Here is a 20,147-nt window from a genome sequence, read left to right as displayed (position 1 = left end):
TCAGCCGCCGGCGCAGCCTTCGAGGGAGGCCATCATCACCCAGAAGGCGCGCGCCTTGTTCTCGCAGCTCTCCTGCGTGGTGTGGGTGTACTCGTAGCCGGTCGAGCCGTCGTTGACGACGTAATGCGGGTGCTCCATGGGGATCTCCACGCCGTCCACCGTCGCCGTGTGCCGCTCGCCGTTGTAGTGGGCGTCGAGGTCCTCGAAGTCGTAGAGGATCTTGCCGTATTGCTTGGCGTAAGCGCGGATCTGCTCGTTGCGCGCGGCGCGGTTCACGCCCTCGTACTCCTCCTCGGCGGTGCCGGTCATGTAGATGAACGTCACGTCCGGGAACTCGTCTTCGAGCATCGACATCGCGGTGAGATACTGGTCGACGGTCTGCTCGGTCTGCGCCGAGATCTCGTACGACCAGGCCCACATCGAGTAGCGGATGGTGGGGTTCGCGCTGAGGATGGCGCGCACGCCCTCCAGGCCTTGCTCGGTGGCCCAGTAGCCGTCGCCCTCCTGCGAGTCGTCATAGGTCCGCATCCCGTCCCACATCTTGAGGACGTTGGTCTCGGAAGGGAGGCCGATGCCCTCGGCCTCGAAGCCGTAGAGCGGGTTCGACGCCTCCAGGCTGTTGGCGCCCGCGGTGAGCTGCGCGCCGTGCGAGCGGTGGACGTAGTGCACCACGAACTCCGACGCCTTGAGCTGGTTGATGCAGCTCTCGGAGATCTGGTCGAGCCCGGTGAGGGTGTGGTCGAAGGTCTGGGCGTCCGCGGGGTCGCCGGTGGGCGTGTAGGACGTGGTGTTGCCCGCGCCACTGCCGTCCGAACCGTCGCCGCCGTCATCGCCACCACAGGCTGCGGCCGCAAGGGAGAGCGTCAGACCAAGGAACAGGAGACGAGGAAAGCGGTGAAGTCGGTTCATGGTGCCTCACTCTCGCAGATAGCATCGATCCTGCCAGCGAAGAGGGCACGGGTTTGCCCTGCGTTCTCCCCGCAATCTTCCCGCGATCGACGCGTCGCAGCCCGCGATCGGTCTGTCAGTCCTGTCAGGGTCCCGTGAACTTTGCGCGATGCATGGCGAGGCGCGATCGGCAGTACGCGGCCCGAAGAGCGCGTGCTGCGGCCGCGGGCATGCGCGGGACGCGTGGCATGCTCGGCAAGCTCAGCGACGGCGTCGGATGCGGGGGCGGAGCGCGACCACCTGGGCAGGCCGGCCGTCCGGGCCGCCCGTTGGCGGAGGCGCCGGCGGGAGGGAGAGGACAAGCCGCTCGATGCGCGACAGGGCGTGCAGCGTTGCCGCCTCGGCATGCAGCTCGGAGAACGGTCCGTCGAAGGCGATGACCAGGAGGTAGATGTTCGCGAAGGCCCGCGCGAGCAGGCCGAAGCCCTCCTCATGCACCGACTCGCGCACGTGCCCCGGGCTCGACGACGCCCCCATGAAGCGCCGCCCCTCGGCGATGGCGCGGGCCACGAGCAGGTGGCGGTGCCAGCCGGCTTCGTCGCGGGTCCGCCCCCCGAGCCGCGCGCGCATCGCCCGGATCTCGCGGCCAAACTCCGCCGCCATGGCGTCGCTCACCCCGGTCCTCCCCAGCGCAGCGCCGAGGGTACCTTCCGGAGCGGCGAGCAGCGGCGCGAGCGCCACGCCCGCAGAGCGGGCCCGTTCATCCAGCGCTGCGGCGCGCAACGCGGCATCCACGTCCTCGCTGGGGCCGCGGGTGTCGGAGCTGGCCCACAGCACCGGCGACGTCGCGTCGATCACCACCGCGTCGGCCCCCCCCGCGCGGGCCGCCAGGTCCGCCAGGGACGCCGTGAGCGCCTGGCCCACCGGCATCCGGCCACTCGGCTGATCCACGTGCGCCATCCCGGCAGCCAGGCCCGCGAACGACTCGACGAGGGTCTCCAGCCTGGCGCGCTGCTCCTCGACCTCCGGCGGCGGCCCCTCGAAGATGGCCACGATGCGCCAGCCGCCGCCCAGCTCTCTCCAGAGCACGGAGGGATCGTCGGGCGGATCGCCCCCCAGCTCGACGCGGGCGTTCTTCGCACCCAGCTCACGTCGCACGAGCTCCACCAGGCGGATCAGCGGGCCTTCAGGCACCCGGGGAGCCTAGTCCCGGCTGTCCCCAACCGCAACTTGGCGGCCGTATCCGCCCCGGTACGAACCTGCGGGGCATTCTGGGGCAGGTTCGGGAACCCGCGTCGGGGGGACGCTTCTGGCAGCGCCCTTGGGGGCGAGACGCGGCCCGTCTAGGCTCGCCCCCATGCAGACCGAAGCGATGGTGTTGAGCCGCCACGGCGGCCCCGAGGTCCTGGAACGTCAGACCATCGAGCTGCCGGAGCCCGGCCCCCGGGAGGTCCGGATCCGCATCCACGCCGTGGCCATGAACCACATGGACCTGTGGGTCCGGCGGGGCGGCCCTGCCTTCAAGCTCAAGTATCCGCACCGGCTCGGGTGCGACATCGCAGGCGTCGTCGAGGCCCTCGGCCCTGGCGCGCGCGGGGCGACCGTGGGCCAGCGGGTGATGGTCTCCCCCGGTCTGTCCTGCGGGGTGTGCCGGGCCTGCGTCGCCGGCCGCGACAACCTGTGCCGGAGCTACCGCATCTTCGGCGAGAACACGCAGGGGGGTTACACGCGCCACCTCAACGTCCCCGACCAGAACCTCCTCCCCATCGGCGACACCCTGAGCTTCCCCGAGGCCGCCGCCGCGCCCCTGGTGACGCTCACCGCCTGGCAGATGGTCTTCCACAAGGCCCAGGTCCGGCCCGGGCAGACCGTGGTGGTGCACGCCGCAGGGAGCGGTGTCTCGACGATCCTCATCCAGCTCTGCAAGCTGGTGGGCGCGCGGGTGATCGCCACCACCAGCTCCCCGGCCAAGGTGGAAAAAGCCCGCGCCCTCGGCGCCGACGAGGTGATCGACACCTCGAAGGACGCCTACGTCCCCGAGGTCAAGCGCCTGACCGGCAAGGCGGGCGCCGACGTCATCTTCGACCACCTCGGGGGCACCTTCCTGGAGCAGGCCGTGGTGGCGGCCGCGTGGGGCGGGCGCATCGTCACCTGCGGGGCGACTGCCGGGTTCGAGGCGAAGCTCGACATGCGGCAGATCTTCTTCCGGCAGGTGGAGATCCTGGGCTCGACGATGGGGAGCAAGGGAGACCTCGCCGAGGCGTTGCCGCTCCTGCTGTCGGGGCGGCTGCGAGCACCTGTGGACCGGGTGATGCCGCTCTGGGAGGCGCGCGCGGCGCACGAGGCGCTGGAGGCGCGTCAGGTGTTCGGGAAGGTCGTCCTCTCGGTGGAGTAGTTGCGCGTTCGGGAGGTTGTGCTGGGGGGGCGGCGGGTGTGCCGGTCTGGCCGGCCCTCTGGAGGGGGGCCTACGGTGGTTCACACGGCCTACCGGGTGGGGGACGGAGGGTCTTCGAGAGGGCCCACGGTGGTTGATGCGGGGTAGCGACCCAGTTGACCCCTCTATGTCCCAAAGGGTTCGCGCAAACGGGACATTCTTCTCGTTTACGACGTTGCGTTGACGGAACCTCTAACTTGGCGTCGCCTGCAAGCGGGGGGTGTCCGGTGGAGGCTGACTGATGGGAAGCAACGTCAACCACGAGGAGCGTGCCGCTCGAGCGTGGCCTGTTCTCGTGAGTGCGGCTGCACGCGGCCGCGAGATAACGTACGGCGAGCTGGCGAACGCGATCGGCGTGCATCACCGAGCCGTTAGCTGGCTACTAGGCCCCATCCAGGATTATTGCCTCGAAGAGAAGCTTCCCCCTCTCACGATCCTCGTTGTGCAGGCCGGCGCGGGACGGCCTGGAGGCGGCTTCATTGCCTGGGACGTTGGCGACTTCGACGAGGGTCTCCGGCGCGTCTGCAAGTTCGACTGGGCCAGCATGGGGAATCCGTTCGACTATGCCTTCAAGGCTGGAAAGACGCAGGAAGCGCTCGCCGCATCTCTCGTCAACACCCCTGAGCGCTCCGAGGAAGTCTACACGCTGGTCCGTGCACGAGGCATCACCCAGCGTGTTTTTCGCGCCGCGCTCCTGCGGGCATACCGCGGCGCGTGCGCTTTCTGCGGATTGTCGTTTCCTGAAGCGCTGGAGGGGGCGCACATCGTGCCGTGGCGGAGCTGCGCTCCGCACGAGCGGCTCGACCCGAGGAACGGTCTGCTTCTGTGCTCGACGCATCACCGGCTGTTTGATGCCGATCGGCTCACCCTCACGACCGACTTCGTCATCGAGCACCATGACGCGGCCGACAGCGAGGGCGAATACAGTGCCGCCGACGAACACCTCACGCGGCGCCTGCACGGGCGGCGCGCAACGGTCCCTGAACGGCACGACCTGCGCCCGCGCACGACCTACATCGTCCGCAGGAACAAGATGCGCTGATGCGTAAGCGCAGCGAGGACATGCTCCTCGTGTCCTAACAGAGGAGGCCTCATGTCCCAGTTGGGACACCGGCTCATCCGGCCAACCGCTGGGAGCCTGCAGAGCCTTCACGTTGAGGGGATCACGCTGATTCATCCGGCCAACCGCTGGGCGTCCGTATGGCCCTCACCCCCTCCTCACGACGCCGCCACTCCCACGCCAACCACCCCTCCCCGAGAGTCTGCTCCCCCTGAGCCACCCCAGGCGGAGAGGGGGCGGGGCTCTCGGTGCCGAAAGCAGAGGAGGGCAGTGCGGTGGCGCGAGGCGTCTCTGCAGGGGCCAGAGTGAAGGCGGGCCAGCTCTGGGGCCCGCCGCAACGTCGGCCCCGGAGGAGACGCCTCGCGCCACCGCACCGCCCTCCGCCGCGCAGGCGCCGAGAGCCCCGCCCCCTCTCCGCCGCTCAGACCTGCACGACCGCCTCGCCCACCTCAACGCCTACCAAGGCCCTCGCCCCCGCACACACCGCTCACGCCCTCACACCGCTCACGCCCTCACGCCTTCCGCCCACCCCGCACCAGCTCCCCCACCGCCTCCCCCAGGCCCTCCAGCGTCATCGCGAACATCGGAAACACCGCCCGGATCGCGTCCACCGTCGGGTGCGGCACGCTCCCCACCCCATCCGGGTTCAGCCACACCGCCCGGTCGAAGTGCTCCCGCAGCATCATCAACCACGCGAGCCCCGGCATCCGCCCATCGTCGCCCCACCCCGAGCTTCCGTGCAGCTCGTAAGGCGCCATCGACGCATCCCCCACCATCACCAGCTTGTAGTGAGGTCCGCACTCCCGGAGCAGGTCCCGCACCGAGACCGGATCTACCAGCCCCTCGGTCCGGTAGATCTTCCCGTAGATGCAGTTGTGGAAGTAGTACGTGCGCAGCTCCTTCCAGTGCGTCGCCCGCTTCGCCGCGCTGAACACCTGGCTCATCAGCGCCGCGTACGGATCCATCGAACCGCCCACGTCCATCATCAGGATCACCCGCGTGTTCGGCCGGCGCGGAGGCCGGGTCACCACCTCCAGCTCGCCCACGTTGCGGGCCGTCGCGTCGATGGTGCCCTCGATGTCCAGCTCCTGGTGCGCGCCCTCCCGCACGAAGGCCCGCAGCTTCCGCAGCGCCACCTCGATCTGCCGCACGTCGAGCACCAGATCGCTCCGGTAGGGCCGGTACTTCCGCGCGTCGGCCGTGCGCATCGCCCCGCCCCGCGCCCCGCTCCCCTGCCCTCCCACCGAGATCCCGTCGGGGTGGTAGCCGCCGGTACCGAAGGGGGATGTCCCGCCCGTCCCGATCCAGCGGTTGCCGCCGTCGTGGCGCTCCTTCTGCTCCTTCAGGCGCTCCTCGAACCGACGCAGCACCTCCTCCAGATCGAGGCGCTCGATGCTGGCCCGCTCTTCCTCAGTCAGCTCGCGCAGCTTGTAGGGGTCCTTGAGCCACGAGAGCAGCTCCTCGACGAGCTGCTTGGACTCCACGGCGACGCCCTTGAAGGTCTTCGCGAAGGCCAGGTCGAAGTCGTCGAGGTGGGCCTCGGAGTGCACCAGCATCGCCCGGGCCACGTGGTAGAAGCCGTCGAGCGACGACTCGTGCAGCCCGGCCACGAGCGCCTTCGCCAGGCCCACGGCCTCCTGGGCGCCGACCGGGACCTTGCGGGCGCGCAGCTCGTAGATCAGCTCGAGGAACATGGGGCTACGACCGGTAACGCCGGCCGCCGGCGAGCTGATCGGCCAGGGCCACGAGGTCCTGCTCCTTCTTGAGCAGCGCCCCGAGGAAGGGCAGCGACTTGTCGAGCTTCACCTCGGTGATGCCTGCCTTGCGCAGCACCGAGATCCAGTCGATCAGCTCGCTGGTGGAGGGGCGCTTGCGCAGCTTGGTGTTGGCCCGGATCTCGTAGAAGACGCGCATCGTCTGATCGGCCAGCGACTGCTCCAGGTCGGGGTGGTGCACCCGCACGATCTGGCGCATGAACTCGGGCTCCGGGAAGTCGATGAAGTGGAACACGCAGCGGCGCAGGAAGGCGTCGGGCAGCTCCTTCTCGTTGTTGCTGGTGATGATCACCACCGGGCGCTCCTTCGCGGCGATCTCCTCGTTGGTCTCCAGCACCCGGAAGCGCATCCGGTCCAGCTCGTGGAGCAGATCGTTCGGGAACTCCAGGTCGGCCTTGTCCACCTCGTCGATGAGCAGCACCACCCGCTGCGGGGCGGCGAAGGCGCGCCCCAGCGGCCCGAGCTTGATGTAGCGCTTGATGTCGCGCACGTCGCCGTCGCCGAAGCGCGAGTCGTAGAGGCGCTGCACCGTGTCGTACACGTAGAGGCCGTCCTGCGCGCGGGTCGTGCTCTTCACGTGCCAGGGGATGAGCTCCATCCCCAGGCCCTGGGCGATGGACTCGGCGAGCAGCGTCTTGCCGGTGCCCGGCTCGCCCTTGACGAGCAGCGGCCGCTCCAGGACGAGGGCGCAGTTCACGGCGGCTTCCAGCGATTCGTTGGTGAGGTAACGCTCGGTGCCGCGGAAGCGGCGGAAGTCTGTCATGAGGCCGTACTGTAGCACTTCATAGCCACTCTCGCGCCAGGAAGGCGGCCCAGGTGGCGGCGCGCTCGACGAGCGAGCGCTGCTTCCAGAGCTGCTCGGTGATCTGCGCGCAGTGGGTGATGTCGTCCTGGAACATGCGCTCCATGGAGGCTGCGAAGCCCTCGTCCTCCACGAAGCAGTTGACCTCCAGGTTCTTGCGCAGCGACTGGGCGTCGAGGTTCGACGAGCCCACGGTGGACCAGCGGCCGTCGATGACCGCCGTCTTCGCGTGCAGCACCCGGCCGCGCCACTCGTAGAGCTTCGCGCCTGCCTTGAGGAGGTGGCCGTAGAAGGCGCGCGAGGCGAAGAGCACCGCGGGCACGTCGGTGGTGCCGGCGACCATGATCCGCACGTCGACGCCCCGGCGCGAGGCGTCCCCGAGGGCGCGGATCATCCGCAGGGGCGGGAGGAAGTAGGCGTTGGTGATCCAGATCCGGCGCTTCGCGCGGTCGAAGGCGTGGCGGTACTCGTCGCGCACCCAGCGCTTCCGCCGCGGCAGGCCGTTGCCGACGATGCGCACCTTCGGGTCGGGCCGCCGGCCGTCGTAGCCGTAGCGGCGCTCGTCGAGGGGGGCGCCGCCGGACCTGCGCCAGGTGCGCAGGAAGAGGTACTGCAGCTCCGCGACCGCGGGGCCTTCGAGGAGCATCTGCGTGTCGCGCCAGCCGCCCCCGCCTTCGGTCACGGCCGCGTAGTCGTCGGCGATGTTCATCCCGCCGGTGACGCCCACGTGGCTGTCGACGACCAGCATCTTCCGGTGGTCGCGCCGCAGGAACTTCGCGAACGGCGTGTTCACGGCGAACGGGTGGAACTCCAGCGTGCGCACCCCGGCCGCGCGCAGATCGGCGAGGTACGACGTGGTCACCGACGAGCCCCAGGCGTCGTAGAGCAGGTTGACCTCGACCCCGGCCGCGGCCCGCTCCGCCAGGGCCTCGGCGAAGCGCATCCCGGTGCGGTCGCTCCGGAGAATGTACGTCTCCAGGCAGATCGTCTCCCGGGCGCGCGCGATGGCGTCCAGCATCACCGGGAAGGCTTGCTCCCCGTCGCGGAGCAGGGCCAGCCGGTGCGCGCCGACGGACATCGCGGCGTACGTGGAGCGCGGGGGCTCGGGTGTGGGTTCAGGTCGCGTCCTGGACCTATAGCGCGAAGTCGGCCCCTGAAAAAGTCCAGCCGGGGGCGAAGTGGGGCCCCGCTCGCTTTCGCAGGAACTTCGGTGCCGGGCGGGCGTCGCTTCGATCACCGCAGCAGACGAGAGCGCGCGCCTTTGCGCGCCGCACCGGACAAGCGCGCGGAGGAGGAATGTATGGGCGGCGTCGACGTGGGCACGACCTCGAACAAGCGGGCCATGAACGCGGACCTCAACATGGTCCCCTTCATCGACCTGCTCATGGTGACCATCACCTTCCTCTTGCTCACCGCGGTGTGGGTGACGAACTCGCGCCTGGAGGTCAATGCCCAGGTGCCTGGCCAGGCGGGGTGCGGCGAGGCGTGCGCGGCGGAGACCGCCCTCGTCTTGCACGTGCACCTGCAGGAGGATGGCTTCGGGCTCACCTGGAAGCAGGGCCCCACGGTGGTGAGCGAGGTCAAGATCCAGAAGCAGGAAGTGCAGGTCGGGAGCGACAGCATGACCGCCATCCGCTACCCGGGGCTCGCCGAGACCATCCAGAGCGAGTGGAAGCGCGCCGGCGCGCACCGCGACGTGTCCGACCGCAAGGTCGACCAGGCCGTCCTGCACACCGAGAACGGCACGCCCTTCCGCGAGGTCGTGGCGGCGCTCGACGCGATCAGCAGCGCCCGTCGGGAGATGTCGCTTCCGAACGGCAACCGTCAGCTCGTCGCCGCCTTCTCCACGACCTTCGCCTCACGCTGAGTGTGTCACCCTGAGCGCGTCACCCTGAGCGCGTCACCCTGAGCGCGGGATGACCCGGGCAGGACCGCGAGCCCGCTTCAGGGGTGGGCGTCGCGCAGGCCCGGGGCGCGCAGGATGGTCTCCGTGGAGGGGGCGAGGCCGAGGCGCTCGGGACAGGAGTAGACGTTGAGCAGCTCGCCGCGGCCCATCGTCGTGAGCGTGACCCCGAGCGCCACCGCGAGATCCATGGTGAGGCCCCTGCCCACGGTGGTGCTGACGATCACCGGGATGCCGGCGGCGGCGGCCTTCTGCACGATCTCGAAGCTCGACGCCCCGGTCACCACCAGCACCGTGGGGCGCTCGGCGTCGGAGGCGAGCCGGATCCCGGCGCCGAGCCGGCGGTGGCGGAGCAGGTCGCCCACCACCTTGTCGGCGGCGTTCTGGCTCGACACGTCCTCGTGCGCGGCGAGCAGATCGCCCTCGGCGCTGAAGGCGGCGGCGGCGTGGAAGCCGCTCTTGCGGAGGACCGGCGGAGAGAGCACCTCGAAGCCTCTGGCGCACGCCGCGACCGCCCGGGGGGAGAGCCTCGGGCCCAGGGGCAGGGCGCAGGAGGACGCAGCCGGGGCGCCGGGCGGGTTCCTGCCGCAGACGGCGCTGAGGATGGTGAACCTGCGGCTGTCGAGGGCGTGCTGGATGTCCACGTGCACGCCGGGCGCAGACTGGACGTCGAGCACGTCGCCCGAGCTCTCCTTGCAGGGGTGCCAGCAGGGGTTGATGCCGCTGATGTCGTCCAGAGAGCGGAGCACGCCCTCGCAGTAAAGGAAGCCGAGCGCGAGGTTGTCGTCCGCCCCCGGGGTGCGCCAGGTCAGCGCGACGGGCTGACCGTTGACCCGGATCTCGAGCTGCCCCGGCGCCGGCGCCGTGCCCCGCGGGATGGCGTGCGGAACGTGTGGCGGCGGCTGGAACCACTCCATGCCAGTGCCATCCGGGCGCTCAGCGCTCCGGCCCATGATCTCATGCGATACCATCTGTCCCATGTTTCCTCTGCTCAGGTCAGGCGGTCGACGCCGACAGTTCAGCGGAGTGCAACCCTGTGGCCAGGCCCAGACAGTCTTCACGGACGGACCTGTCAGGGGATGCGCCTCGCCGGGTGTGCAGGGGGAGACACGGTCCAGGGGCACCGTGGCGGTCGAGGTGTACAGGCGATACGCAGTCACGCCGGGAGACGGCACGTGGTCGGCACATGTGCCGCTCCCGGAACGAGGTGAGGGGCCCGTCACGGGGCTCAGGCCTGAACGGCCGGAGGTGGGGGCCAGGTGGGCAGGTCGGAGAGGGGTCCTCCGAGCAGCTCGGGGGCTCCGGAGAGCCTGAGGAGCGCGGCGGCGACGTGGCTCCTCACGTGTACCTGCACCCTCGGATCGGCTTCTGGGCGCGCCGTGAGCGCGTCCGCGAGGGCGCGGGCCTCCCCGGCGGCGAGGCGCGGGTCTTCGGTGTCGGTCTCCGGGCGCGCCTCCGCGCTGGTCGGCGCGGCGTTCGGCGCGCTGGCCGGCGTGCTCCCTGGCGCGGCGTTCGGCGCGCTGGCCGGCGTGCTCCCCGGCGCGAGTATCGGTCGGAGCGGACGCGCGGCGAGCAGCAGGGTGCCCGCGGCGAGCACCACCCGGTAGCCGAGCCCCTGCAGCGCGTCCTCGGCCAGGTCGAGGGCCCGGCCGAGGTCCTCGATCGCCTCGACGTCCAGCTCGCCGTCAGCGTCGACGCAAAGCTCCACACAGATGCCTGCGGCGAGGCCGTCGTGCAGGGCCACCTCGGCGGGGGCGGGGCCGCCGGCGGCCTCGCACAGCGCCGCGAAGAACGCGCTGACCGAGGCGAACCGGCGCTCCGGCGCCTTCTCCAGGCAGCGCAGCACCACCGCGTCCACGGCCGGCGGCACCCTCACCTGCGTGCTCGGGCGCGGCGCGGGGGTCTCCACGTGGCGCCACGCAAGCTCCACCTGGTCGTCGGACCAGAAGGGATGATGCCCGGTGAGCATCTGGAAGAGGAGCAGCCCGAGCGCGTAGACGTCGGTGCGCGGGTCGACCTTGCCGCCCAGGATCTGCTCGGGCGCCATGGCGGCGAGCGTGCCCACGTGCCGCCCGGCGGTGGTGAAGCCGGAGCCTGGCTCCTCCCCCCGGGAGAGCTTGGCGATGCCGAAGTCGAGGAGCTTCACCCGGCCGTCGGGCCCCACGAGCACGTTGCTCGCCTTCACGTCGCGGTGGACGATGCCTGCCTCGTGCGCCGCGGAGAGCGCGGCGCAGACCGGCTGGAGCAGCACCAGCGCCTCGCCGAGCGGCAGCCGCCCGCGCCCGTGGAGGAGCGCCGAGAGCGGCTCGCCGGGCAGGTACTCCATCACGTAGTAGGGGCGCCCGTCCGGGAGCTTGCCGAGGTCGTGGATGTCGACGATGGCCGGGTGGTGGACGAGGCGCACCACGCTCACCTCGCGCACGAAGCGCTCGACGGCGTTGCGCGAGGTGGAGAGGGAGGCGTGCATCACCTTGATCGCGGCGAGCCCCCCGCCGTCCGGCCGGAGCGCCGCGTACACCACCCCGCAGCCGCCCTGGCCAATCACGTGGTCGATCCGGTAATCGCCGAGCACGTGGCCCGGGAGCAGCGCGGCCTCGGAATCGCCTGGATGCTCGCCGGGGCGCACGGTGAACGGCAGGGCCTCGGGCATGGCGCCGGCGATCAGGGTGAGGTCGTCCATCGACGGCATGGGAGATCTGCATATACCAGCGAATGCGTGGACAGGCCACGCGACCGCCTGCCCGTCGTCCGACGCTATGCGCACGACGGGTGGGTTCCGCCTTGGCCATGGCAATGGTCAGCGCCGTGACAGCAGACGCACATGGGCGAGGATCGGCGGCGATCGGAGGGGAGCGGTGGGGAGAGGCGTGGAGAGGCGAGCGGCTCGCATCGATGATCGAGCCGCGCTTTCCATCGCGGGACGAGCGCCGGTTCTTGCTGTACAAGATCGTTCGATGGTCGTCCTGCGCAGCGACGGCGACGGGTTCACGGGGGAATCCGTCCCATCCTTGCGAACGGGCACACCGCCCCTGCGAGGGAATGCCCCGCGGCGGCAACCTTGCCGTCAGCGCCTGCCCTGACCGGGTGGGCCGAGCATCTGCGGCGCGCCCCGTCTCGCCGCGCTGATCCCGGGGGGGAATGATCGTGCTGACCAGCCATCGAACATCTGGAGCCATTGCGCTCGCCGCCGCTTTCATCACCACCGTCGCGGGCTGCGCGCCTCCGCTGTCGGAGGACGCCGACGACGACGCGCTCATGGAGGAGGACGTCGACACCGCGGAGAGCGCGCTGCTCGCCGAGAACGCGCTCAACTGGAATGCGATCAACTGGAACGCGCTCAACTGGAATGCGATCAACTGGAACGCGCTCAACTGGAATGGCCTGCTCCCGGAGGCGCGGGCGCGCCTCCAGTCGACCGGGAGCGACGGCGAGCTGGCCCGGCACGCGATGCGCTACGTGGTGAGCTGCGCCCTGCCCTCCACGGCCTCGTTCGACTTCTCGTGGACGGACGAAGACGGGGTGGCGCACGCCGAGTCGTACCCGGGGCTGATGGCGCTCGCACCGCAATGGCAGAACGCCCCCATCATGGAGGACGAGGCGCGGTGGGTGTCATCGTGCCTGATCTCCCGGGTCAACCTGTACGGGGTCTCGGTGCTGCTCTCGTCCCGCTCGTGGCACAGGGAACTCTGGCAAATGTCGAGCGAGGAGGCCGGAACCTTCAACCACCAGGAGGGGGCGTTCTGGGGCAACCTGTTCACCAACCCGCCGACGGCCTTCGCCTGTTACGACCAGCACGGCGTGGCGTACGCGCGGCAACGGCAACGCGCCTGCGCCGCCGGCCACGTGAACGACCAGGGCGCCATTGAATCGTGCGGGATGATCCAGATCGTCGGCTCCTGCCAGCATCATTGCGTTTCCAACGGAGATTCGCTCGGTTTCTGGGGAGGGTGCACGTCGAGCGCGCCCAGGCCAAGCTATAGCTTCAACGTGATCACGGTGTTCCTCGACTAGATCAGGCATGAACGCCACCGACATTGCGAGCGAGAGGCGCCCGGCGAGCGCCACGGGGGCGCGCTGCCAGGAATGCGGCAGGCGCGTGCCGCGGGCCCTGGGCTGTCCCGAACATGGTCCCCTCCCCCGGCTCGACCGCTGCCTCGTTTCCCTGGACGACGCGGAGGAGGTCGCCCCCGAGGCGCCCGTCGTCGCCGGACTGCACACGAGCGGCGTGCTCGGCTGGGGCGGATTCGGGGTGGTCTATGCCGTGGAGCGCCACGCAGACGGAGCGCGCCTTGCGCTCAAGCTGGCGCGTCGGAGCATCCCCGGGGCCGCGGCGCGCCTCCTCCGTGAGTCCGAGGTGCTCCGCGCCGTCGGTCCGCCCTACGTGCCTGCCGTGCATGGCGAGGGCGTGCTCGCGGACGACGCGCCCTACGTGCTCATGGAGCGCATCGAGGCGCCCACGCTCGCCGAGCTGATCGGCGTCTCGGGCTGGTCCGTCCCGCTGCGCGCGGTGCTCACCCTGGTGAACGCCATGCTCGTCGCGCTGGAGGCGGTGCACGCGCGGGGCATCGCCCACGGCGACCTGAAACCCGAGAACATCCTGGTCCACAGCGGCCAGCGCGCGACGCTCATCGACTTCGGGTCGAGCCTTCGGGTACGAGAGGCGCGAGAGGCGCGGGAGGCGCGGGAGGCGCGGAAGACGTGTGGCGGACGCGACTCCCACGACACGTGGAAGACGAGCGGGATGGCTGCGTTACAGGCTGGCGCGGGCGATCACGGCGCGGGCGATCACGGCGCGGGCGATCACGGCGCGGACGATCACGGCGCGACGGAGCTGGCCATCCTCGGCTTCCCGGTGGGCACGCCGGAGTACATGACGCCCGAGCAGTGCGACGGCAGCGCCCGCGTCGATGCGCGGAGTGACGTGTATGCGATGGGGGTGGTGCTCTACGAGCTGCTCACCGGCAGGACACCCTTCTGGGGCCCACCGGCCGCGGTCCGGGAGGCCCACCGGAGCCGCCGCCCCCCGCGTCCCTCGGTGGTGTGGGCGGTGCCGGAGCCGCTCGAAGAGCTGGTCCTCCGCTGCCTCGCGAAGCGCCCGGAGGACAGGTTCCGCCACGCGTCCGAGCTGCGCGAGGCCCTGCGCGAAGTGGCCCTCGGCCTGGACGACGCACGCCCGCCGAGCAGCGCGCTCTGGAGGCGCGCGCCCCTCTCGATGACCCCCCCCTCGTCACGGCTGCCCCCCTCCTCACGGCTACCCCCTTCGCTGGGAGGACGGCGCCGGGTGGGCCTCGTGTACCTGGAGGTCACGGTGAGCCCGCTGGCGCTGCAGCGCCGCCTCCTCCAGCTCGGCGGCGAGCTCGCGCACGTCTCCGGGCGCCGCGCGGTGGCGCTCTACAGCCACGACGTGGGCGAGAACCCGGCGCGCCGGGCCCTGCGCGCGGCCCAGGCGCTGGTGCAGGAGGGCCTCTGCGACAGGGTCCGGGTCGACCTCGCCCCGGTGCACGTGCAGCGGCGGCGCGACGGGTCGGCCCGCTACCTGAGCGCCGTCTTCAGGCGCGAGGACAACTACCCCGGGCCGCGGGATCCGGCCGGCGTGCTCCTCAGCCCCGCGGCGGCGGCAGTCCTCGCCGCTCACCTCTCGCTGTCGCCGAAAGGCCCCCTGCCGACGCGCGGCGCGACCCCTCCACCTTCCCTGCCCCAGGCTCTCCTACCGGACACGCCGGACACGCCGGACACGCTGGACACGCTGGACACGCCGGACACCATGCACGCCTCGGTCCTGCCCCTCATCGGGCGCCGGCAGCTCCTCCAGGCGCTGCTCGACAGCGCCCGCGCGGCCCTGGAGAAGGGTCCCCCGACCCTCGTCACCCTCACCGGCGACGTGGGCACCGGCAAGACCCGCCTCGCGCACGCGCTCTGCACCCAGCTCGCCCTCGTGGTGCCGGGGGTGCTGGTGCTGGGCCTCGGCCCCCGCGAGCCCGGCGAGGGAGGCGGGGCGCTCGGCGACGTCCTGCGGGTGGCGCTCGACCTGCCGCGCTTCGCGCCGCCCGACGGCGGGGAAGAGCTGCTCTCCGCCCGCCTCGGCGGCGCGCTCCCCCCGCCCCAGGTGTGGCCGGCCGTGGCGCTCGCCCTCGGGTGGCTCCCGCCCGACGCGCCCGAGCTCGCGGGCCTCTCCGCGGCGCCCTTCGCCCTGCGCGCGGCGCCCATCCGGGTCGCGGGCGAGGCCCTGCGCGCGCGCTCGTCCCAGGGAGGCTGCGTGGTGGTCCTCGACGACGCCCACCTCTGCGACGAGGCGGTCATGGCCGCGCTGGAGCACGCCACGCGCGATGGCTCGGGAGCCGGCTCGGGAGCGCGCGCGCGGCTCTGGGTGTGCGCCCTCGGCAGGCCGGCCCTCGCGCAGGTGCACCCTGGCTGGGGCGCCCGCGCCGCGCGGCACGAGGAGCACACCCTCGGCCCGCTCGACGCCGAGAGCGCCGAGGCCCTGTGCCGCCAGCTCCTCTTGCCGGTGCTCGACGTGCCCACCGCCGCGGTGCGGCGCCTCGTCGAGCGCTCCTGCGCCATCCCCCTCCTGCTCACGGAGCTGGTCCGCGGCCTCAAGCGCGAGGGCCTCGTGCACCGCGACCCGGAGACCGGCGTCCTCCACCTCGCCAGCGAGGAGCTGGAGCGGCTCCCGGAGCTGCCCATCCTGGAGTGGCTCGCCGACCGCGAGCTCGACGCACTCCCGCCCGCGCTCCAGGCGCACGCCCGCCTCGTCGCGCTGCTCGGCGACGACATCGAGGTGGCCGACGTGCGCGCCGTCCTCCGCGAGATGGAGCGGCAAGACGGCGCCGACGAGCTGCCCCTCGACGCCGAGGCCGGCATCGCGCGCCTCGTCGACGTCGGCCTCCTCGCGCGCAGCGCCGACGAGCGCCGGATCTCGTTCAGGCACCCGCTGCTCAAAGACACCATCGCCCGCGGGGCCCGCTCGGACCTCAAGCTGCGCGTCCACCACGCAGCGGCCAAGCATTACCGCCGGACCGGCGCCCCGGAGCTTTCGCGGCTGGCGGGGCTGGCGCGGCTCGCGCGGCTCGCGGTCCACGCCGCCGCCGCCGGCCTCACGGAGGACGCCGCCGCCGCCTACCTGTCCCTCGGCGAGCACGCGCGCGACAGGCACGCCTACCTCGACGCCGAGATCGCCTTCAGCCACGCCCTCGCCCTGGGCGCGCCGCCCACCCGGGCCGCGCGGGGACGGGGCCAGATGCGCTCCCGGCTGGGCCGCCACGCCGAGGCGCTCGAGGACCTGGAGACCGCGCGCGCGGAGGCCGCGAAGGCCGGCGACGGGGTGGGCGAGATGGAGATCCTCCTCGAAGAGGCCACGGTGCTCGACTGGATGGGCAAGTACCGCAGCGCCCGCGACCGGGTGCGCGCCGCCGCCGCGCTCCACGCTGCGGCCACGGAGCCGCCGTCCTTCGCGGCCTCCGCGCGCGCGGTCGCCTCCGTCCCCGGCTCGGCGCTCCGGCCGAGCGTGGCGCGCCTCCGCGTCGAGGCGCAGCTCCTGCTCGGCGAGGGCCGCTCGCTGCACCGGGACGACCTGGAAACCGAGGCCGCGGCCACCCTGGAGCGCGCCGCCCAGGCCGCCGCGGCGCTCGGCGACGAGGGTCACGAGACGCTGGTGGTCGCGCGCCTCATGCTAAGCTTCATCCTCCCGGGCCTGGACCGCCTGGGCGAGGGCGCGCGCGCGCTCGACGAGGTGATCCAGCTCTGCGAAGCGCGCGGCGACTGGATGCACCTCGGCCCGGCCATGAGCAACCGTGGCCTCTTCCGCAGCTACGCCGGCGACCGCGAGGGCCTGGTCTCCGACCTCGAACGCACCATCGCCATCGGCTGGGACCTCGGCCTGCCGACCCTGGAGCTCGGCGGCCACTTCAACCTGGCCGAGGCGCTCTACCAGATGGACGACCTGCCCGCCGCCGAGCCCCACCTGCGCGCCGCCGCCAGGGTCGCCGCGCGCCAGTTCGGGAGCGGCCGTCCTCCGGCCGTCATCCCCCTCCTCGACGCCCGCATACGCCTTTACCGGGGCGACGAGGCGGCCGCCGCCACGATCGCCGCCGAGGTGCGCGCCCACGACACCCTCTGCCGCGCCCGGGGCGCCGACGACGCCACGCTCACCCCCTCCGAGGACGTGCTCTGCACCATGATCGCGCTCGCCACCGGCGGCACCGGCGGCACCGGCGGCACCGGCGGCACCGACGATGCGGCCTGGGACGCCCTGGAGGCGCGCTCGCAGGTGGTCTCCGTGGGCCAGGAGCGGATCGAGGTGCTGGAGGCCCGCGCGCTCGCCGCCCTGCGCCGCGGCCTCACCGCCGACGCCGCCCGCCACTTCGGCCGCGCCCTCTCCCTCGCCGAGCGCATCCCGAACGCCATGCGGGCCCGCCTCCAGCGCGGCCTCACCGCGGCGAGCGCAGGCCTGTGCTAGTGCTCTCCGGGTGCGGGTCCTCGCCATCGGTGACATCCACGGCTGCTCCAGCGCGCTCGACGCGCTCGTCGACGCCGTCGCGCTCCGCCCTGGCGACCAGCTCGTCACCCTCGGCGATTACGTGGACCGCGGCCCCGACTCCCGCGGCGTCCTCGACCGCCTGATCCGCCTCGCCGACGAGGGCTACCTCGTGCCCCTGCGCGGCAACCACGAGCAGATGTTGCTCCGCGCCCGCACGAACCCCGACCTCAAGGCCATGTGGTTCCGCGTCGGCGGCGTGCAGACCCTCGCCTCCTACGCGCCTCCCGGCGGGCGCGGCACCTTCGACGACATCCCCGCCGCGCACTGGACCTTCCTCGAACGCACCTGCGCGACCTTCCACGAGACCGACACCCACTTCTTCGTGCACGCCGGCGCCGCCCCCGACGAGCCCCTGGCCCGCCAGCGCGCCTCCGTGCTCCTCTGGGAGCCCTTCATCAACCCCCGCCCCCATTGCTCCGGCAAGGTGATGGTCTGCGGCCACACCGCGCAGCGCGACGGTCGCCCCCGCAGCGTGGGTCACGCCATCTGTATCGACACGTGGGCGTGCGGCGCTGGTTGGCTCACCTGCCTCGACGTCGGCAGCGGCCAGCTCTGGCAGGCAAACCAAGAGGGAAAGATTCAGCAAGGCTGGCTGTAGCCCCGCGTCATCGCGACGCTCCGCCCCGACCGTGTCGCAATGTGCGACGCGTGGTTCGCGCGGATCCTACCCTGTCGGGGTGCTCCCCTCCGATTTTCCCGCAATGGGTTCTGCCCAAGGCGACGCATTGCAGTGGCGCCGCGCCCGGAGGGGGAGCGATGGACCTGCTGGCCGAGTTCGCCATGTGGCGATGTGGCGATGTGGCGATGTGGCGATGTGGCGATGTGGCGATGTGGCGATGTGCACATGAGGGCTGCGCAACACCGAGGTGGTCCTGATCACCCGCAGATGGGCGCATGTCCGCGTGGTCGCGGATGGACACATCTGCGCCCATGTCTGCCAGGGTGGACGATTGAGATCCGTTGCATGACATAACACCGCGCCTCAATCGCGCGCGCGCCGCATTGGCGCTTGACATACCAATCACTATCGCGTTGAGTGACACTCGACTTTCTATCAGGCCCGACCTCATTCGGGTGCCTGCGCGATCAAGGTCATCCTGGTAGCGCGCACCCGGAGGAAGTCACGGAGTCATCGGACCCATTTCGATCCGGAGGAAGACACGCCATGACGTCCACCAAGCATTTCGCGCTGCTCTGTGCTGTTGCCGTTGCCACCATTCCCGCCTGCATGACCGGCCCTGCTCCGGGCGACGACGCCCTCACCGACGAGGTGGGCACGTCCGAAGAGGCGCTGTCGTCCGCGGGCGCGGTGTGCCTCGGCCCGAGCGTGGCCACGAAGGATGCGGTCATTTACGAGATCGAGCCTGGCTGGAACAACGGCGCCAGCGAACAGCTCAGCGTCGGCTTCTCCAGCAACAGCGGCCTCCAGGAGAGCCTCCTCCAGTTCGACGTCTCCGGCGTCCCCGCCGGCGCCACCATCGTGAGCGCCACCATGACCCTCCACCAGCTCTACCGCACCGGCACCCCGGCCACGGTGAACGTCCACGAGGTCAACGTTTCCTGGGCCGAGAACAGCGTCACCTGGAACAGCTTCGGCGCTGGCGCCGCCTCCTCGCCCTCCACCTCGTTCGGCGTGAACAACGACATCGTCCCCCGCCAGGTCTCCCTCACGAGCCTCGTGCAGTCCTGGGCCGACGGCACCCCCAACAACGGCCTGCTCCTCGCCGAGCCCGGCCTCACCCAGACCGCATTCCGGAGCCGCGAGAGCACCAAGACCACCCAGCGCCCCACGCTCGACGTCTGTTACGTGACGTGTACCGACGGCATCCAGAACGGCAACGAGACCGCCGTCGACTGCGGCGGCGACGGGTGTGCGCCGTGTGCGACCTGCGATGACGGCGTGCAGAACGGCCTGGAGACCGGCGTCGACTGCGGCGGCGCCTGCGCCCCCTGCGCGACCTGCGACGACGGCGTGCAAAACGGCGGCGAGGGCGGCGTCGACTGCGGCGGAAGCTGTAGCGCCGCCTGCCCCACCTGCTCCGACGGCGTGCAGAACGGCGGCGAGGGTGGCGTCGACTGCGGCGGGCCTTGCAGCGCGGCCTGCCCCACCTGCTCCGACGGCGTGCAGAACGGCGGCGAGGGCGGCGTCGACTGCGGCGGGCTTTGCAGCGCGGCCTGCCCCACCTGCTCCGACGGCGTGCAGAACGGCGGCGAGGGTGGTGTCGATTGCGGCGGGCCTTGCAGCGCGGCCTGCCCCACCTGCTCCGACGGCGTGCAGAACGGCGGCGAGGGTGGCGTCGACTGCGGCGGCACCTGCAGCGCGGCCTGCCCCACCTGCCATGACGGCGTGCAGAACGGCGGCGAGGGCGGCGTCGATTGCGGTGGGACCTGCAGCGCGGCTTGCGCCACCTGTCACGATGGCGTGAAGAACGGCAGCGAGACCGGCGTCGACTGCGGCGGGAGCTGCAGCGCGTGCACCCCGACGCCGCCCGCCTCGACGTGCGGCAACGGCATCAAGGAGGCCGGTGAGCAGTGCGACGGCCACGACACGGGTAGCCTGGTGTGCACGGTGGTCAACATCCTGCTCCCGGCCTGCACGAGTAGCTGCAAGCTCCGGTTCCCGCTGCTCTGCTCGCTGCCGTGACCCCCGCCGCGGGGCCCGGCCATCGCGCCAGGGCCCCGCATCCGGGTGCCTTCAGGTCAGGCATTCACGCCGGCGCAGGCCAGGCTCACGCCTGGCTCACGTCCG

General features: G+C 71.6%; 14 protein-coding genes. 7 read left to right on the top strand and 7 right to left on the bottom strand.

The window, feature by feature from the left end; genetic code table 11:
* Both CAP_RS29980 and CAP_RS29975 read right to left on the bottom strand, forming a co-directional pair.
* Positions 1–909 (bottom strand): hypothetical protein, encoded by a 909-nt coding sequence (locus CAP_RS29980; protein ID WP_044247107.1) that lies wholly within the window; start codon positions 907–909, stop codon positions 1–3.
* A 240-nt stretch (positions 910–1,149) separates the two neighbouring features.
* Positions 1,150–2,082, bottom strand: coding sequence for a hypothetical protein (locus CAP_RS29975; RefSeq protein ID WP_044247106.1), 933 nt, complete (start codon positions 2,080–2,082; stop codon positions 1,150–1,152).
* 163 nt (positions 2,083–2,245) lie between these two features.
* On the opposite strand from CAP_RS29975, the gene CAP_RS29970 reads away from it, so the two are divergent.
* The gene (locus CAP_RS29970) at positions 2,246–3,283 is read left to right on the top strand and encodes a zinc-binding dehydrogenase (RefSeq protein WP_044247104.1); all 1,038 of its coding nucleotides are present in this window, start codon (positions 2,246–2,248) and stop codon (positions 3,281–3,283) included.
* A gap of 280 nt (positions 3,284–3,563) precedes the next feature.
* Positions 3,564–4,364 (top strand): HNH endonuclease, encoded by an 801-nt coding sequence (locus tag CAP_RS29965; RefSeq protein WP_044247102.1) that lies wholly within the window; start codon positions 3,564–3,566, stop codon positions 4,362–4,364.
* Positions 4,365–4,894: 530 nt separating this feature from the next.
* Here the strand turns inward: CAP_RS29965 and CAP_RS29960 are convergent.
* The 3 genes from CAP_RS29960 to CAP_RS29950 are packed head-to-tail and all read right to left on the bottom strand — an operon-like array spanning position 4,895 to position 8,037.
* Complete coding sequence (locus CAP_RS29960; RefSeq protein WP_044247100.1) at positions 4,895–6,076, bottom strand: vWA domain-containing protein; 1,182 nt, start codon at positions 6,074–6,076, stop codon at positions 4,895–4,897.
* Positions 6,077–6,080: 4 nt separating this feature from the next.
* On the bottom strand, positions 6,081–6,920 hold the full coding sequence (locus tag CAP_RS29955; RefSeq protein ID WP_044247099.1) for an AAA family ATPase: 840 nt from the start codon (positions 6,918–6,920) through the stop codon (positions 6,081–6,083).
* Positions 6,921–6,939: 19 nt separating this feature from the next.
* A complete protein-coding gene (locus tag CAP_RS29950; protein WP_044247097.1) occupies positions 6,940–8,037 on the bottom strand; it encodes a phospholipase D-like domain-containing protein in 1,098 nt (365 codons plus the stop codon).
* Positions 8,038–8,259: 222 nt separating this feature from the next.
* Here CAP_RS29950 and CAP_RS29945 point away from each other — a divergent pair, with 222 nt between their 5' ends.
* Entirely contained in the window at positions 8,260–8,826 is a 567-nt protein-coding gene (locus CAP_RS29945) for a biopolymer transporter ExbD (RefSeq protein WP_044247095.1), read from the top strand.
* A 77-nt stretch (positions 8,827–8,903) separates the two neighbouring features.
* Here CAP_RS29945 and CAP_RS29940 read toward each other — a convergent pair whose 3' ends face one another.
* Both CAP_RS29940 and CAP_RS29935 read right to left on the bottom strand, forming a co-directional pair.
* The gene (locus CAP_RS29940) at positions 8,904–9,815 is read right to left on the bottom strand and encodes a formate dehydrogenase accessory sulfurtransferase FdhD (RefSeq protein WP_197041415.1); all 912 of its coding nucleotides are present in this window, start codon (positions 9,813–9,815) and stop codon (positions 8,904–8,906) included.
* 275 nt (positions 9,816–10,090) lie between these two features.
* Positions 10,091–11,551: a serine/threonine-protein kinase gene (locus tag CAP_RS29935; protein ID WP_052376330.1), complete on the bottom strand. Its 1,461-nt coding sequence runs from the start codon at positions 11,549–11,551 to the stop codon at positions 10,091–10,093.
* Positions 11,552–12,006: 455 nt separating this feature from the next.
* On the opposite strand from CAP_RS29935, the gene CAP_RS29930 reads away from it, so the two are divergent.
* From CAP_RS29930 to CAP_RS29915, 4 genes are all read left to right on the top strand, one after another.
* Positions 12,007–12,873, top strand: coding sequence for a hypothetical protein (locus CAP_RS29930; RefSeq protein WP_197041414.1), 867 nt, complete (start codon positions 12,007–12,009; stop codon positions 12,871–12,873).
* 7 nt (positions 12,874–12,880) lie between these two features.
* A complete protein-coding gene (locus tag CAP_RS29925; RefSeq protein WP_044247094.1) occupies positions 12,881–17,317 on the top strand; it encodes a serine/threonine-protein kinase in 4,437 nt (1,478 codons plus the stop codon).
* Between the two features lie 10 nt (positions 17,318–17,327).
* Positions 17,328–17,996 (top strand): metallophosphoesterase family protein, encoded by a 669-nt coding sequence (locus CAP_RS29920; RefSeq protein ID WP_044247093.1) that lies wholly within the window; start codon positions 17,328–17,330, stop codon positions 17,994–17,996.
* 567 nt (positions 17,997–18,563) lie between these two features.
* The gene (locus tag CAP_RS29915; protein ID WP_044247092.1) at positions 18,564–20,042 is read left to right on the top strand and encodes a DNRLRE domain-containing protein; all 1,479 of its coding nucleotides are present in this window, start codon (positions 18,564–18,566) and stop codon (positions 20,040–20,042) included.
* Positions 20,043–20,147: the final 105 nt, after the last annotated feature.

Source organism: Chondromyces apiculatus DSM 436, assembly GCF_000601485.1.
Classification (GTDB): Bacteria; Myxococcota_A; Polyangia; order Polyangiales; family Polyangiaceae; genus Chondromyces; species Chondromyces apiculatus.
The sequence above is the reverse complement of the archived record's forward strand: the minus strand, read 5'-3'. Positions and strand labels throughout refer to the sequence as shown.

Excerpts from the sequence above, each read along its gene's own strand:
- CAP_RS29980 (WP_044247107.1), bottom strand. The coding sequence starts at position 909 with ATGAACCGACTTCACCGCTTTCCTCGTCTCCTGTTCCTTGGTCTGACG.
- CAP_RS29970 (WP_044247104.1), top strand. The coding sequence starts at position 2,246 with ATGCAGACCGAAGCGATGGTGTTGAGCCGCCACGGCGGCCCCGAGGTC.
- CAP_RS29965 (WP_044247102.1), top strand. The coding sequence starts at position 3,564 with ATGGGAAGCAACGTCAACCACGAGGAGCGTGCCGCTCGAGCGTGGCCT.
- CAP_RS29960 (WP_044247100.1), bottom strand. The coding sequence starts at position 6,076 with ATGTTCCTCGAGCTGATCTACGAGCTGCGCGCCCGCAAGGTCCCGGTC.
- CAP_RS29955 (WP_044247099.1), bottom strand. The coding sequence starts at position 6,920 with ATGACAGACTTCCGCCGCTTCCGCGGCACCGAGCGTTACCTCACCAAC.
- CAP_RS29950 (WP_044247097.1), bottom strand. The coding sequence starts at position 8,037 with ATGTCCGTCGGCGCGCACCGGCTGGCCCTGCTCCGCGACGGGGAGCAA.
- CAP_RS29945 (WP_044247095.1), top strand. The coding sequence starts at position 8,260 with ATGGGCGGCGTCGACGTGGGCACGACCTCGAACAAGCGGGCCATGAAC.
- CAP_RS29940 (WP_197041415.1), bottom strand. The coding sequence starts at position 9,815 with ATGGGCCGGAGCGCTGAGCGCCCGGATGGCACTGGCATGGAGTGGTTC.
- CAP_RS29935 (WP_052376330.1), bottom strand. The coding sequence starts at position 11,551 with ATGCCGTCGATGGACGACCTCACCCTGATCGCCGGCGCCATGCCCGAG.
- CAP_RS29925 (WP_044247094.1), top strand. The coding sequence starts at position 12,881 with ATGAACGCCACCGACATTGCGAGCGAGAGGCGCCCGGCGAGCGCCACG.
- CAP_RS29915 (WP_044247092.1), top strand. The coding sequence starts at position 18,564 with ATGACGTCCACCAAGCATTTCGCGCTGCTCTGTGCTGTTGCCGTTGCC.